The following is a 14,559-nucleotide window of genomic DNA, read 5'->3' as shown; positions in this document are numbered from 1 at the left end:
GATAAACAACAAAAAAGCGCCCTGAACTGAATCAGGACGCTCGAATATTATGTAACAAGAGATTCTTATTTTCTTTCGCTAATTGGAACGAAGTCTCTTTTAGGAGCTCCTACATATACCTGGCGTGGACGACCGATTGGCTCTTTGTTGGTCCGCATTTCCTTCCATTGCGCGATCCATCCTGGCAGACGGCCAATCGCGAACATCACGGTGAACATATTCGTAGGGATTCCCAATGCCCTGTAAATAATCCCTGAGTAGAAATCCACGTTTGGATACAATTTGCGGGATACAAAGTACTCGTCTTCAAGAGCAGCTTTTTCCAGTTTTTGAGCAATTTCCAAAACAGGATCGTTGATACCCAGTTTGTTTAAAACGTCATCGGCTGCTTTTTTGATGATTCTGGCGCGAGGGTCAAAGTTTTTGTAAACTCTGTGACCGAAGCCAAACAGACGGAAACCGCTTGTTTTGTCCTTCGCCATATCAATGTACTTCTGTGTATCTCCGCCATCGTTTTTGATTGCTTCCAGCATCTCAATCACTTCCTGATTAGCACCACCGTGAAGTGGTCCCCACAGCGCACTGATTCCGGATGAAATAGAAGAATAAATATTAGCATGCGAAGAACCAACCAATCTTACAGTCGAGGTAGAACAATTTTGCTCGTGGTCTGCATGAAGGATCAACAGCTTGTTAAGAGCTGCCGCCACAACCGGATCTACATCATAATTCGCAACCGGCAGAGAGAACATCATGTTCAGGAAATTTGAACAATAGTCAAGTCCATTTTGAGGATAATTAACGGGATGTCCCTGTGATTTTTTGTATGACCATGTCGCGATCGTAGGCAATTTGGCTAGAAGGCGTATGATGTGTAACTGAGTAACTTCTTCTAAATCCTGATCGGCGTTCTCCGGATAAAAGGCGCTCATGGCACTTACCAACGATGAAAGAACGCCCATTGGATGCGCATTCACAGGAAACCCTTCGAAAATTTTACGCATATCCTCGTTAACAAGAGTATGTGTTTTTATCTCATGTTCGAAGTCTGCAAACTGTTGTGTGGTAGGCAATTCTCCGTATATGAGCAAGTAAGCAACTTCAAGGAAAGAAGATTTTTCGGCCAACTCTTCTATTGAATAACCCCTGTAATTCAGAACTCCCTCTTCTCCGTCCAAAAACGTGATTGCACTTTTTGTTGCACCTGTATTTTTGTATCCGGCATCAATGGTAATATACCCGGTCTGATCACGCAATTTTGCTATATCTATCGCTTTTTCCTGTTCACTACCTTCTATAATTGGGAATTGGTAATTTTTACCATCAAGGGTCAATTCAGCTATTTGGGACATATTAATAAGAATAAAATAAAAAGGTTAGTATAAAAAAATGTTGATGATGAGCTTGCCCGACAAAGAAATAATATGCGTGACATTTACTTATTCAACAAAATTAATTTTGTGTTAAATCTAATTCTGGACGAATTATTGTCCGTTATACACAAGTCGCAATATCTTAAAAAACAATGTACTTTCTATTATTATCTCTGTTTTATTTGTAAAAAATCAAGATTCAAGCAACTTTATTTCACAATATAAAGGATTAATAATAATATTCTATTGACAATTACAAAACCGCAACTTAATGACAATTACGGTCCTCAATTCATAATTTCACTTCTGCTGAGCTTTCCTTCGGCCTGTTAAAGTTGTCGATAAAAGCTTTAACGAGGAATCGGCCATACATTCCGCCAAGTATTACCGGCAGTAAATGAGCGCCATAGATGAATGCCTTCCCGGTTATTCGATAAGAAAAGGTAGAAAAGGTATTGTAAACATAAGCCAGCCAAGCGAGAGAAACAATTAAAAGCAGTGAAAAACATATGATTTGTACCTTAACCGCCGTGAAATGCCTGATTACTTCACAGATCAATAGTGACACTCCCACCACCAGAAAAACGGTCATCAAAGAACTTGAAAAGTTCTTTATATAGACGTGCTTGTAAACCAGTATTCCCAGCCGACCAATCAGATTGGGATGTGAAAGCAAATATGCGTCGGTTACACTAACCAGAAGAAGTAATAGTAAACTGCTTATTCTCTTGTTCATTGGGGGGTAAACTAATTTTTTACTTAAAGTACTTTAATGAATTTTTTTGTTGCTTCTTCATAATGTTTGACGACAAATGACGCTTGTTTCCCTGCATCCTTATCGTAATTGAGCCAATTTATGACAAAACCATCCTTCTCCATTTTTCTGAAAAAGGTCATCTGACGCTTTGCGAAACGATGTATCTCCGTTTCCAGTTTGAGTTTCATTTCGTTGTAGGTCATTTCACCAGTGAGGTACAAGGTTAAAAATTTGTACTCCAGACCGTAATATATCAGTTGCTCAGGTGAAATTCCTCTTGCCAGCAAGGCTTGTACTTCTTCTACCAGCCCATTTTCCAGTCTGTCTGTTAGTCTTTTGCTGATCCTTTCCCTGCGCACTTCAACCGGTGAGTCCAGACCATATATGATCGCCTCATACCCGGGTTTCGGGTTTGACATTTCCAGATTTTTTTCGGGATGCTCTGTCAGGAATTGCGAAATTTCGATCGCCCTGATAAGCCTTTTTCTGGTTGTGGTGTCAGCCAGATCCTTATAGGCAGTGTCAAACTTTGCAAAACTTTGCCGGAGTTCATCAACTGTCAAAATTTCCAACGATCCCCGTAAAGCATCGTTAACAGGAATTTCCGAAAAGGCATGCCCCGATAATACAGCGTGAAGGTAAAAGCCTGTTCCTCCACAGACCACCGCCGTTGCACCTCGTTGGCCAATTTCCTGATATGCAATTTTAAAATCTTTTTGAAACTGATTGACATTGTACTTATCCCCTGCATCTCTGATATCGATTAAATGATATGGCACCCGGTGGCCATTGACAGTGTACTCATGCAAGTCCTTTCCGGTACCAATGTCCATATCGCGGTATATCTGCCGGGAGTCCGCACTGATCACTTCCCCATTGATTAGGGAACATACTTGTGTTGCAAGACTGGTCTTGCCGGAAGCGGTTGGACCAAGGATGATTAACAATGGTTTCAAGTCAATTTTGCTGATTAATTGATTTTACAAATTTACGGCTGCCGGCATTTGTGACTTCGGTCAGATCCTTTGCCGGATCATAAGTTGTGTAGCGGGAATGCGAACCCTCATCTACCCAAAAAGACATTGGCGGTTTGTCGGAGATTGCTTCGAAGCCCAGCTTGCGGTACGATGCGCCGTCTGACCATTCCAGGTCGGCATAGGTCATGATGTCATCTGGCTTAAAATCTCTCTCAAAAGCGGAAAGAAGCTTATTTAATCCACCAACTACCGTCGTGTCTCCTAGATTGGCAAATCGGATCAATTCGAAAGACCGAAAAGGCTTACTGTTCTTCTCAAAAATCCTTACATGGCTAAAAGTGGCTACCGCAACGAGCAGGTCTGTTTCCGGGTACCCAAGTTCGAAACCGGTAGGCAGCAATCTGAAATACCTTGCCGGAAGATATAATCCGTACCGATATTTTGATGAAACGTTTCCCTGTAAATGATTTCGGGAAAGAAATTCGTCTGTCGTTTTCTTGTCGATTCGGGAGACATGTGTAACTCTACCTGGTATTCTTACGGATTTGCCCAGGATAGCGTGGATACGCGATATGACAATTTGAGGAGCCCTCTCCCACTGGTCTTGCCAAAGCAATATTGCCTTCCTTCCGAGTGCTCTTAATTGGGTCAACTTTTCGAAATGCCAATGGTAGTCATTTCCCAAACCATGTATCTTCCAGGTATGCAGGTCGATCAAGATGATTTCGAGAATCGATACTTCTGATTTTGAAACGATTAATTGGTAGAAGAGTTCAGTCTCTTGTTTGATAATCTTGCAGTCAAATCCAGCCAAAATTATTGCTTCTTTTACCTGCGTAGGAAAAGAACCGGCTTCATTAAATTGGAACTGCGGTTGACTCACAAATAGGTTTCGGTAAAAATTATATCAGTTGTTGTGACAAATGTAAAGCTCTTTATCCAAATGGTGCTAAAAAGAAAACGGATGTCGTTTCTGACATCCGTTTAAGTACCAAAAATAATTGGTTTTACTTTCCTCCCAGACCGAAAATAAGACCGACGTTTACTCCGCCAAATTTCGAAGTGGATTCAAAGTCTACATTGCTTGCGCCTCCTGTGGTTGCACTGTTATCTTTGTTACCAAACACAAAGTGGTAAATACCTTCTACCTGGATTCCCATGTTGCCGAAAGCAAACACCAGACCTGCTCTTGGTGCCGCTCCAAAGTTGCTGTGTTTCTGTGATTCAAAAATGGTGTTGCCGTTGTATTTCGCATCATATCCCGAGAAATACACGCCGGCGTCACCACCTATGTACGGTCTGATTGCTCCTGTTGTAAAAAAATAATCAACTGTACCTGTGACAGGAATTACAGAGCCTGTTGTTTCGAGGGTTTGTCCGGCGAATGTGTATTTGCTTCCGTCTGCATAAATTTTCCCTGCCACACCAAGGGCTAATTGCGGTGATGCAAAAACCCGTAGGTTAAGTCCACCTCCTGCTATCGTTTTTGAATCTTCAACATTGGACTTGGCAACACCGCCCTGTACTCCCAAAGAGAACTGGGCAAATCCTGCGGTAGCAATTCCCAACATGAGCGTTGCAATAAAAGTCGTCCTTAATAACTGGTTTTTCATTTTTTGAAACTGTTTGGTTGATGTTTAAAAATCTTCTAGAAAAATCACTCCCAAATTAGAATGTAGTTTAGAGTTGAGATCAATTGATTGAATTGTAATTAGTTACACAAAATTCCAACTTTTGTGCTCTCATGCCCGGCATATTTTTCTGAGTAAATAATTCCTCAAATTCGCCTTTGCAGGATGAGTTTCAGGGCAAAATCTATCTTATGTATGGCATTCGCCGACAGGTTGACGGAAGCAGGTCACCGCGACGCATTATTTTTATATTAAAAATATAGGAGAAGCGTGCGGATCCGCTGAGCAAGACTTATATTCACATAATCTATAACCTTTAACTTTTATAATATATGGAGCTGAATCCAAAGGAAACCGCACTTGTACTGATCGAATTTCAGAATGACTTTACAACAGAGGGCGGCATATTTTATGGTGCCGTTAAAGGAGTAATGGAGTCGTCAAACATGCTGGCCAATACGGTTGAAACTGTAAAAGCAGTGCGGGAAGCAGGTGTGAACGTGGTGTATGTACCCATTTCGTTCACGGAAGATTACCATGAAGTTACGCCAACACCTTACGGAATTATGAAAGGCGTGGTTGACAATGGCGCGTTCAAGAAAAACACATGGGGTACAGAATTTGCAGACGTACTTACACCTGAGCAGGGAGACATCATTATCGAGGGTAAAAGAAGTTTTTGTGGATTTGCAAGTACCAATCTTGACTTTGTTTTACGGAGCAGGGGAATTAAGAACGTAGTATTGGCGGGTTATCTCACCAATTGTTGTGTTGAATCTACCATGAGAACGGCCTATGACAAGGGCTACAATGTGATCTCGCTCACCGATTGCTGCGCAACGCTGAGCCAGGAAGAACACGACAATGCCATCAAAAACGATTTCCCAATGTTCAGTCAGCCTATGGTTCATACGGATTTTATAGCCGTTTTAAACAACGAAACGGCTCTTGAACTTAAAGGCAAGGGTTACGAGTAATATGTAAAACATAAACCGGGAACGATGAAATTTTTGAAATTCCTTCTTGTTATTTTGTTGACGCTGACCGTTTATAACGTAAATGCTCAGAATTTTACAGCCGACCTTCGTAAGCTCAACTCAGATATAAATGCGGCTAAAAAGGCTGGTAAGCTCACTGAGGTGGAATATGGAAAGCTGAAAAATGAGCAGGAAATTATCAAACTCGCCATAGAGAAGGCAAATGCAGATAACGTGATGACACCTGCTGAAAAGAATAAGATTCATTCAAAAATTATCCGTTCCAAAAAGCGGCTGGTCAAATACAAAACCAACCGGGAGATATACTGAGGCATTCTTACAGCTCAGTTAAAAGCACTTCGACAAGCTCAGTGTGGCAGTTATATACTGTCCTGAACTTGTCGAAGTTTTTACAAATGGTTACACACCGAAATGGAATCAATAATCTTTTTTTCCGTCTTTTTTAGCCTTTTTCTCGGCACGTTTTTCTTTCAGATTTTTTTCCGGCTCTTTTTTTGTACTGCCCTTGTCCAGATTTTTACCCTTTGCCATGACTATCGATTTTAATGTTAATGATGTAAAATAACTTAATAAGAATCATATTTGGTATCAGCTGATTGATATTTTTACATTTCAATGCACAATCGCTCACCCAGCAGCTCTGGCATTTCTATTTCGATGTGATCCAATCCATGATGGTATTGGCACGAGCACCGGTTTCCCCATTGCTGGAACTGGTCCCCTCCCCTCTCAACTCCTTCACAATCTGCTCAATGAGTGACTGTTGAACATGTTCTGGATAGGGAATATTAAATACTTCGGTGCCATTCTCGGTTTTGACGATGATGTCAAACTTCTCAAAGAACGAGAATATAATCTGCCCTTTTGAGCCGATAATTTTTGCTTCATCTTCACGCTGCTCTTTGTTTACCGTGTAACACCAGCTGCCATTTCCCAGCACGCCCGATTCAAATTCCCAGTTGGCAACGGTTATGTCATCTGCATCATAAAGACCAGCTTGGTTTGCTGAAATACCGTTTGCGGTTTTTATCGGTCCAAACACATATTCAAGAAAATCGAACTGATGTGAGGCGAGGTCATGGAAATGCCCGCCTCCTGAAATGGTAGGATCCACCCTCCACCTCGGCTTAGCAGTTGCACCAACTTCTTCTTCGTAGGGTTGCCATTGCAAGCAAATATTTACAAATCGCACATCGCCAATAGTCTTGCTGTCAACCAGTTCCTTTACTTTTTGAAAGTATGGAAGCGCACGCCTGTAATAAGCTACAAACAGGGGCACGCCCGTTTCCCTGCTTACGGCAATCATTCGTTCACATTCGGCAGCATTTCTGGCCATAGGCTTTTCGACATATACGGGCTTACCGGCGCGCATCGCTTTGATCGCATATTCCTCGTGCGAATCGGGAGGTGTGGCAACATATACAGCATTAATGTCAGGATCATTGATTAATGCGTCCGCATCGGCATACCACTTTGGCGTACCGTGTCTGAACGCATAATCTTCCGCTTTTAATGCATTCCTTCTCATCACGGCAATCAACTCTGAATTTGCTACTTTATTGAAAGCGGGCCCGCTCTTGACTTCGGTAACATTACCACAGCCGATAATTCCCCATTTGATCTGATCCATAACAACTGAATATTTTTTTGAACTATTAGGTAAGCATTATTATTATTTATTCTAATGGATTTGCTTTAATTTATATAAAAAACAGAACTGCCGATGACGAGCCAGCCAAACAATCCGCTGCACGGAAAAACACTTGAGGTAATACTAAACGAACTTGTGGATTACTACGGATGGGAGCAAATGGGATATCACATCAACATCAACAGTTTCAGGTTTGAACCAAGTGTGAAATCCAGCCTTAAATTTCTTAGGAAAACACCTTGGGCACGTCAGAAAGTGGAGGAATTGTACGTGAAAATGTTGGAACGAAAATAGTATAAAATTTCCGGGCCTACATATTATTGAACTTCATCACTCAACATATACTTTGTTATGTCTTTTGTTGACTATTATAAAACGCTGGGATTAGATAAAACAGCTTCCGATAAGGATATCAAGAATGCGTATCGCAAACTGGCCAGAAAGTTTCACCCGGATCTGAATCCGGATGACAAGGATGCGCAAAAGAAATTTCAAGAACTCAATGAAGCCAATGAGGTACTGAGCGATCCGGAAAAGAGAAAAAAGTATGATCAGTATGGTAAAGACTGGCAGCATGGCGAAGAATATGAACGAGCCCGGCAGTCGCGCGCACGTACACAGTCCCAGGAAGGATCGTGGTACGCAGGAAATGAAGGCGGCGGGTTTTCTGATTTTTTTGAATCGATGTTCGGTTCCTCCGGCGGATTTGGTGGCGGCAAGCAGACAAGATTTAAGGGACAGGACTACAAAGCAGAATTGCAGCTGAACCTTGCCGATGCCTATGCCACTCATAAACAGACATTAACTGTAAACGGTAAAAACATCAGGATCACCGTGCCTGCCGGAATTGAAAACGGACAAACAATAAAGATTGCAGGCCACGGTGGTCCGGGATCAAACGGCGGCCCGAATGGAGATTTGTATATTACTTTTTCAGTTGCGAACGACGAAAAGTACCGGAGATCAGGGAACGATATTCACATCAAAGAGGATCTGAACTTGTACACAGCCGTGCTGGGAGGAGAATTGGTAGTGGAAACCCTAAGTGGAAAAGTGAAACTTCCCGTGAAACCGGAAACACAAAATGGAGCTACGGTGAGGCTAAAAGGAAAGGGCTTCCCGGTGTATAAGCAGGAAGGAAGTTTTGGTGATTTGTACGTGACATTCAATATAAAAATCCCTACGGACCTCACTGACAGACAAAAAGAACTGTTTACTGAATTATCAAAATCCTAAATCTGACAATTATGGAAACTGATCAGTTGATAGCCACCGAAAGGTTTTGTACCTATTATAATGTAAACTTCTCTTTCGTAGAATCGTTACAGGAAATAGGACTTGTTGATTCTATTACCATCGAGGAAACGCAATACCTTCGCGTTCCTCATCTCAATGAAATTGAACGTATGGTCAGGCTGCATGATGAACTTGACATTAATAGAGAGGGCATTGAAGCAGTTCATATTCTCCTTCACAGGATCAACGAAATGAAGAATGAAATTCAGGTTTTAAAAAACAGACTTCGTTTTTACGAAGGGTGAATAGCAAAACACTTTGCGTGATTCCTAACAATAATTTACCCCACCTTAACAAACTTTAAAGTGGGGTAAATTGAATTCAATATCCTATTTAAATGGCGGATTACCAGCCGAAATTCTGCACCAATTGTCGGTTCACATCTATTTCGTTGATTGGAATAGGCATCAGATAATGTCTGTACTCAAAGACACGGGTTTGCAACGGTACCTTCTTGTAGAAAACAGCTAAACCTGCTTCCTGGCTATTTACGTTCAAACCAGTTGCCACCAGTTCATTGGAAGCTGGCCTTGCGTTCATACCATGCACTGCACCACGGTCTGTTTGTTCCGCAATCAGCCAGCGTCTCACATCCCAGAATCGATGCGCTTCGAATGCGAACTCTACCCTTTTTTCATTTCTGACGCGGGCTCTGAAACCTTCAAGCGTATTGTCGGAAGCGATAACCGGCAGCCCCGGCATACTTACACGTCCACGTACTTTGTTTACTGCCTCAAAAGCTGCTGCGTTTGGGCCTCCATTGTATTCGTTCAATGCCTCAGCATACGCAAGATAGAACTCGGCTAGTCTGAAGATCGGGTAATTCCGGCGTGCATCCGGTGAGGTGTTCCAGTTACCAATATTTACCGCAGGATCCATCCATTTTCTAATGGTGTAGCCACTGATAGCAGTTGTTCCTCCCCCCTGCATCGGCCATCCATTGGATCCATTTGCCTGCCCGGCACCCCACCATGCCAAACGAATTGGCACTTGGGTAGCCGCCGATGCCCATAAGCTGTTTTGGAACGAAACGGTAGCATAAAAGCGCGGATCACGGTCCTTGTACCTGTTGGAGATATTGGTTAGTGTTACCGTCGCTGCTGTGCCGTCGGCGCCAACCATGGGTCCTGTCCAGAACCCGGTTTCGGTGTACCCCGAAGTTGGATCTGTAATCGGCTTGCCGTTCTTCATTTCATAGCTTTCCACAAGCTCTTCCAGAGGACTGTAATTGGACCAGCCACGGAAAGCTCCACCATATGGCAAATGATTTTGCTCGATCATTTTGGTGTTCGGATGGTTATACGGCAAAATTGTTTCCTGCCAATCGCGGGTGTAGAACAATTTTTCATAATTGTTGATAGCATCCGTAGAGGTGAACAGCTTGTAATCCAAATCCAGAACTCTTTTAGCTGCATCCGCTGCTAACTTCCATTTCTCTTTATTATAGGTCTGAGGAAAAAGCACTTTGCCATCCGGATTTTTTATGCCTGCATATTTTGCATTGCCGTTAAATAACGGGCTGGCTGCAAACAAGAGTGTACGTGCAGCCAATGCTAGTGCAGCACCTTTGTTGGCTCTGCCCAACTCTGCATCGGGATGGTGATCAGGTAGTTGCGTTGCTATTTCGTTACATTCGGCAACGATGAAGGACACAACTTCGTCCACTGAGTTTCTTGCAACTGCATATTCGTCAGGATTGGTGTAATCCAGCGACTTTGTGATCAGCGGGACAGCACCATACATTCTGAACAAGTCGAAATAGAACATTGCTCTCAGAAAGCGTGCTTCGGCCATGTATTGAGGAATCAAAACATCGTACTTGGCTTTCTGTTCTGCCGGAATGGGAACGGAACTGATCTTTTCCAGAAAAATATTAGCCTTCCGAACATCCTCATATCTGCCTTCCCAGTTGCCGAAAGGATTGTTTCCGGCAGTCCATGCACCCATGTTGTATTGGTCAGAAGATGAACCAGCGTACCAGTGGAACACGGCTTCGTCCGTTGCACAGGCTAGTTCGCTGATCACCGTTCCGCCAGATAAACCAGAAGGCAGTTTGCCATAAATGTGAGCCAGAGCTGCGTTAGCACTGTTAATATTGGTCCAGATCTTGTCCTCGGTTACAAGCTCGGAAGGAACCACGTCCAGATATTGCTCGCAAGATGTGGAACAGCTTATGAGGGCTCCTATGATAAATATTTTAGAAATATATTTTTTCATGTTGATTTCTATAATTACAGTTTACAGACCGATTGTCAGACCAGAGTTAAATACACGTTGCTGAGGATAGTTTCTTGAATTGTCAGGAATCTCAGGATCGAAGACTTTGATTTTGTCCCATGTAATCAGGTTGATCGCATTCACGAAAAGACGCACATTTTTCAATCCAACTTTTGCAGCAACCGTTTTAGGTAAAGTGAAACCCATTTCAACGTTTTTCAGACGTACATAATCTCTGGAAACCAGCCAATGCGTAGATGCACGGTTGTTGTTAACATTGTTTGCAGAAGATAGACGAGGGTATTTAGCCGATGGGTTTTCAGGAGTCCAGTAGTTGTCTTTCACATCCTCCATCACACCTACATCCCCACTGAAAGGCCATACCACATCACCCGTGAGCCATACACTGCCTCCAAATGCTCCTTGCAACAAAACACTGACGTCAAACAGCTTATTATTGTAGCCAAAAGAGAATCCTGCCATTGTAGTTGGTAAGGTTACTTTGCCGTTGTATGCTACGTCGAGGTCATTGATCACATTGTCACCATTCATGTCCTGGTATTTGATATCACCTGGAATGATGGTACCAAACTGAGACTGGCTCGGACTGCTGTCAATATCTTCCTGGCTTTGGAAATATCCAAGAGCGATGTGCGAAAGCTGCTCATTGATACTTCTTCCGGTTCTTCTTGCATAAGGACGATCAGCATAACTTGGCTCGTCCATCTGAATAATTTTGTTTCGTGCAAAAGAGACATTACCCTTCACGAAATAGCTCCCGCCTGTACCCAATCCTTTTCTTAATTGGGCTTCCAGTTCAAATCCTTTGTTTTCAACTTCTCCCAAATTCAGGAAAGGAAGGCTGGTAATACCCGTAGTTCCCGGAATCGTACCTGGCTGTGCAAGAATGTTCTTTCTGCGTTCGTAAAATACATCCCCGGAGAATGTAAGCTCATCATTGAAAAAGCCTGCATCAATACCAAAATTGTATTTAAGGGCTTTCTCCCAGGTTACATTCGTTGCGCCAAGCAAATCCTCCGCAGCGCCTGGATAGCGAACGCCATTGTAATCCCGGCCGAAAGTATAACCATCTACACTTTGCGACCAGGTGCTTTGATACAGGAACCGGCGCTGACCAATTTTATCATTACCCACGGCACCAACAGAACCACGGAATTTCATCAGACTGACAAAAGGAACGCTGGTTTTGAAAAACGACTCGTTTGATAAAACCCATGATGCGGAAGCTGATGGGAAGAAGTCATAGCGACGACCTGCCGGGAAGTTTTCAGATCCGTTGTAACCAAAATTGATCTCTCCAAAATACCTGTCATCATAAGCGTAAGTAGCGCGCCCAACGTATCCATTGTATTTGAAAGGCAACCCTGCAATTGCATTTGCAGGTCCGCCCCCAATAGCATCAAAGAAACTTTGCTGGTTGTACAACAACATCCCTGTTACATTATGCTTCTTTCCAAAAGTACGGTCATAGTTGACGTAAAACTCCATCCACGTACGGCGGTTGCTGTTGGCACTTACTTCATATCCAAGTGTATTGGTACCTTCCATGATACGGCGGTAAGTACCCTTCGACAGGTCCATTTCTTCCTCATCAGCCAGAGAATACTGATATGTCCACATGTTTTTCTTCCTGGCTACATTACGAAAGCTATAAGCATCAAACGACAAACGACCTTTTACGCTAAGTCCCTCTGTAATGAAAGGCAATTTGAGTGTGAAACCTGTGGTAGCCTGCAATGTGTTTTCGAAATTGCGCTGATAACCCTGCTGTGTAATTCGCCCATAAGGATTGAAAGCCTTCGAATCCAAACCTGAGATACTGCCGTCGGGATTGGTAACCGGATAAAGCCAGGGCTGCATCGCCTGAAGGTTTCCGAAAATTTCACCAGCTCCAATTGAGGGAAAATTGTTATCTCGAACAATGCTACCCAGATTGAGCTCCATATCCAGATAACGGTTGATATTCAAATCAATATTTGAGCGGAAGTTGTAACGGTTAGACCTTGCTTGAATATCGTACTCAGAAATCTCATTCGCATGATTATACAAACCGTTCTGACGCAGGTAAGACAATGACACAAAGTGTTTTACAGTGGTGTTTCCACCAGAAATGTTGATATTCGCCTGAGACATCGTCGACGATGGACGGATCATCTCTTTCATCCAGTTCACATTCGGATAAAGGTATTCGTAAGAAGGCTTGCTCCGGTCTCTGAACTTACCCAGATACTCATCTGTATACAAAGTCGCATTCTTATTATCGTTGATCAGCGCTGTTCTGTACAGCGAAAGTGCATCGTAGGAATCCAGGTATTCCGGCAAACGCGTCGGGGCCTGAACCCCGTGCTGCATGGTTACAGAGATACTTGTCTTTCCATCTACCCCGCGTCGCGTTGTTACCAGCACCACACCGTTCGCTCCCCTTACCCCATATACGGCAGTGGAAGATGCATCTTTCAGGATCGTAACAGATGCAACTTCGTTGGCATCTATACTACCAAACGATCGCTCTACACCATCGACAAGAATCAACGGATTCTGACTTCCCGAGAAGGTAGCCATACCCCGGATCCACAATTGAGCACCATCGTAACCCGGCTCCCCGCTGTTTTGAAGCGTAGTTAATCCCGGTAGTCGGCCCGCCAAAGCGTTACTTAAATTGGCAACAGGGCTCTGGGTCAGCTCCTTTGTTCCCACAGAAGAAATCGCCCCTGTAACTGTCAGCTTTTTTTGAGTACCATACCCCACCACCACAAATTCATTGAGGTCATTATTTTGTTCAAGTAGCGTGATGGTGACCTGACGACCCGTCGTGGCTTTAACGTGCTGTGTAACAAAGCCAATGAAGCTAACGACTAAACTATCCCGCTCAGATGCGCCTATGGAAAATTTACCATTAACATCAGAGGTTGTGCCCCTGGTAGTACCTTTAACCTGAACGGTTGCTCCTACAATGGGAGATTTGTCAATTGCCAGTACCTGACCGCTGACATTACCATTTTGCCCAAAGGTTTGAGACGAAATGACAAGACAACAAAATAGAATAAGTAAATTTTTCATGCATTGAAGTAGAATTAAGTGAAAAAAATAATCAGATTTTCTAAGGTCTGACGAGAGAAGCATCTCCGTTTAGCCTTCTTTAATTAACCAGTACTCATGAGTGGGCAAAGCAGTGCCTGTTCAGCGACTTTTGGTCGCCTGCAAATGAGTATCGATAGTTCACTGAAATAAAATTGAGAATGTAGGTCTCACTGATACCTTACCTGTAATAAATCAGGTTTCATTCTGCTCTTACATCACCGCTCCATTACGGTCATCTGGCATAAGATAAAAAATGTCAAAATGTTAATATCGGTAAATATTTTAGAGAGCTCAACCACTCTTCGCATCTGAGACACTCTATTCTTTGTGGAATCTACCCGGTACCAACAACCTGTGCTGATGTACATCAACACAGTTCACTCATGTAAAACAATACCTATTATTCCAATGCAAACGCTTGCATGAGCATGTATTAGAGATAATAAGTATCGTGCTTCCTCCGGCCGGACTCAGCTGTGCTATTAATTATTTTGGAAAGTTAGGAGGACTGAGCGGCAAATTCTTGTTGAAAATTGATATCTACTTTACCAATATTA

The 14,559-nt window shown here is 43.0% G+C and carries 13 protein-coding genes; 5 read left to right on the top strand and 8 right to left on the bottom strand.

Annotated features, from left to right (window positions below; translation table 11 throughout):
- Positions 1–65 precede the first annotated feature (65 nt).
- The 5 genes from LZG71_RS02180 to LZG71_RS02160 all read right to left on the bottom strand — a co-directional run bounded on the left by LZG71_RS02180 (position 66) and on the right by LZG71_RS02160 (position 4,720).
- Positions 66–1,352 (bottom strand): citrate synthase, encoded by a 1,287-nt coding sequence (locus LZG71_RS02180; RefSeq protein WP_233816526.1) that lies wholly within the window; start codon positions 1,350–1,352, stop codon positions 66–68.
- A 313-nt stretch (positions 1,353–1,665) separates the two neighbouring features.
- Positions 1,666–2,109 (bottom strand): hypothetical protein, encoded by a 444-nt coding sequence (locus LZG71_RS02175; protein ID WP_233816524.1) that lies wholly within the window; start codon positions 2,107–2,109, stop codon positions 1,666–1,668.
- Positions 2,110–2,132: 23 nt separating this feature from the next.
- Entirely contained in the window at positions 2,133–3,086 is a 954-nt protein-coding gene (miaA, locus tag LZG71_RS02170; RefSeq protein ID WP_233816522.1) for a tRNA (adenosine(37)-N6)-dimethylallyltransferase MiaA, read from the bottom strand.
- A 1-nt stretch (position 3,087) separates the two neighbouring features.
- Entirely contained in the window at positions 3,088–3,990 is a 903-nt protein-coding gene (locus tag LZG71_RS02165; RefSeq protein WP_233816520.1) for a hypothetical protein, read from the bottom strand.
- 124 nt (positions 3,991–4,114) lie between these two features.
- Positions 4,115–4,720, bottom strand: a complete 606-nt coding sequence (locus LZG71_RS02160) for a hypothetical protein (RefSeq protein WP_233816518.1) — start codon at positions 4,718–4,720, stop codon at positions 4,115–4,117.
- Positions 4,721–5,070: 350 nt separating this feature from the next.
- Here LZG71_RS02160 and LZG71_RS02155 point away from each other — a divergent pair, with 350 nt between their 5' ends.
- Positions 5,071–5,715 (top strand): cysteine hydrolase, encoded by a 645-nt coding sequence (locus LZG71_RS02155; RefSeq protein ID WP_233816516.1) that lies wholly within the window; start codon positions 5,071–5,073, stop codon positions 5,713–5,715.
- A gap of 24 nt (positions 5,716–5,739) precedes the next feature.
- Positions 5,740–6,045: a hypothetical protein gene (locus LZG71_RS02150; RefSeq protein WP_233816515.1), complete on the top strand. Its 306-nt coding sequence runs from the start codon at positions 5,740–5,742 to the stop codon at positions 6,043–6,045.
- A 340-nt stretch (positions 6,046–6,385) separates the two neighbouring features.
- Here LZG71_RS02150 and LZG71_RS02145 read toward each other — a convergent pair whose 3' ends face one another.
- On the bottom strand, positions 6,386–7,366 hold the full coding sequence (locus LZG71_RS02145; protein WP_233816512.1) for a Gfo/Idh/MocA family protein: 981 nt from the start codon (positions 7,364–7,366) through the stop codon (positions 6,386–6,388).
- A gap of 93 nt (positions 7,367–7,459) precedes the next feature.
- Between LZG71_RS02145 and LZG71_RS02140 the strand changes: the two genes are divergently transcribed.
- Genes LZG71_RS02140 through LZG71_RS02130 form a run of 3 tightly spaced genes read left to right on the top strand, consistent with a single transcriptional unit; the run spans position 7,460 to position 8,928 of the window.
- Positions 7,460–7,681, top strand: a complete 222-nt coding sequence (locus LZG71_RS02140; protein WP_233816510.1) for a VF530 family DNA-binding protein — start codon at positions 7,460–7,462, stop codon at positions 7,679–7,681.
- Positions 7,682–7,738: 57 nt separating this feature from the next.
- Complete coding sequence (locus tag LZG71_RS02135) at positions 7,739–8,623, top strand: DnaJ C-terminal domain-containing protein (RefSeq protein WP_233816508.1); 885 nt, start codon at positions 7,739–7,741, stop codon at positions 8,621–8,623.
- An 11-nt stretch (positions 8,624–8,634) separates the two neighbouring features.
- A complete protein-coding gene (locus LZG71_RS02130; protein ID WP_233816506.1) occupies positions 8,635–8,928 on the top strand; it encodes a chaperone modulator CbpM in 294 nt (97 codons plus the stop codon).
- 100 nt (positions 8,929–9,028) lie between these two features.
- Here the strand turns inward: LZG71_RS02130 and LZG71_RS02125 are convergent, their stop codons facing one another.
- Complete coding sequence (locus tag LZG71_RS02125) at positions 9,029–10,900, bottom strand: RagB/SusD family nutrient uptake outer membrane protein (RefSeq protein WP_233816504.1); 1,872 nt, start codon at positions 10,898–10,900, stop codon at positions 9,029–9,031.
- A 21-nt stretch (positions 10,901–10,921) separates the two neighbouring features.
- Complete coding sequence (locus LZG71_RS02120; RefSeq protein WP_233816502.1) at positions 10,922–13,981, bottom strand: TonB-dependent receptor; 3,060 nt, start codon at positions 13,979–13,981, stop codon at positions 10,922–10,924.
- Positions 13,982–14,559 lie beyond the last annotated feature (578 nt).

This window comes from Dyadobacter sp. CY312 (genome assembly GCF_021390535.1).
Classification (GTDB): domain Bacteria; phylum Bacteroidota; class Bacteroidia; order Cytophagales; family Spirosomataceae; genus Dyadobacter.
Note: the sequence above shows the minus strand (reverse complement) of the source record. Positions and strands in the feature narration are given on the sequence as shown.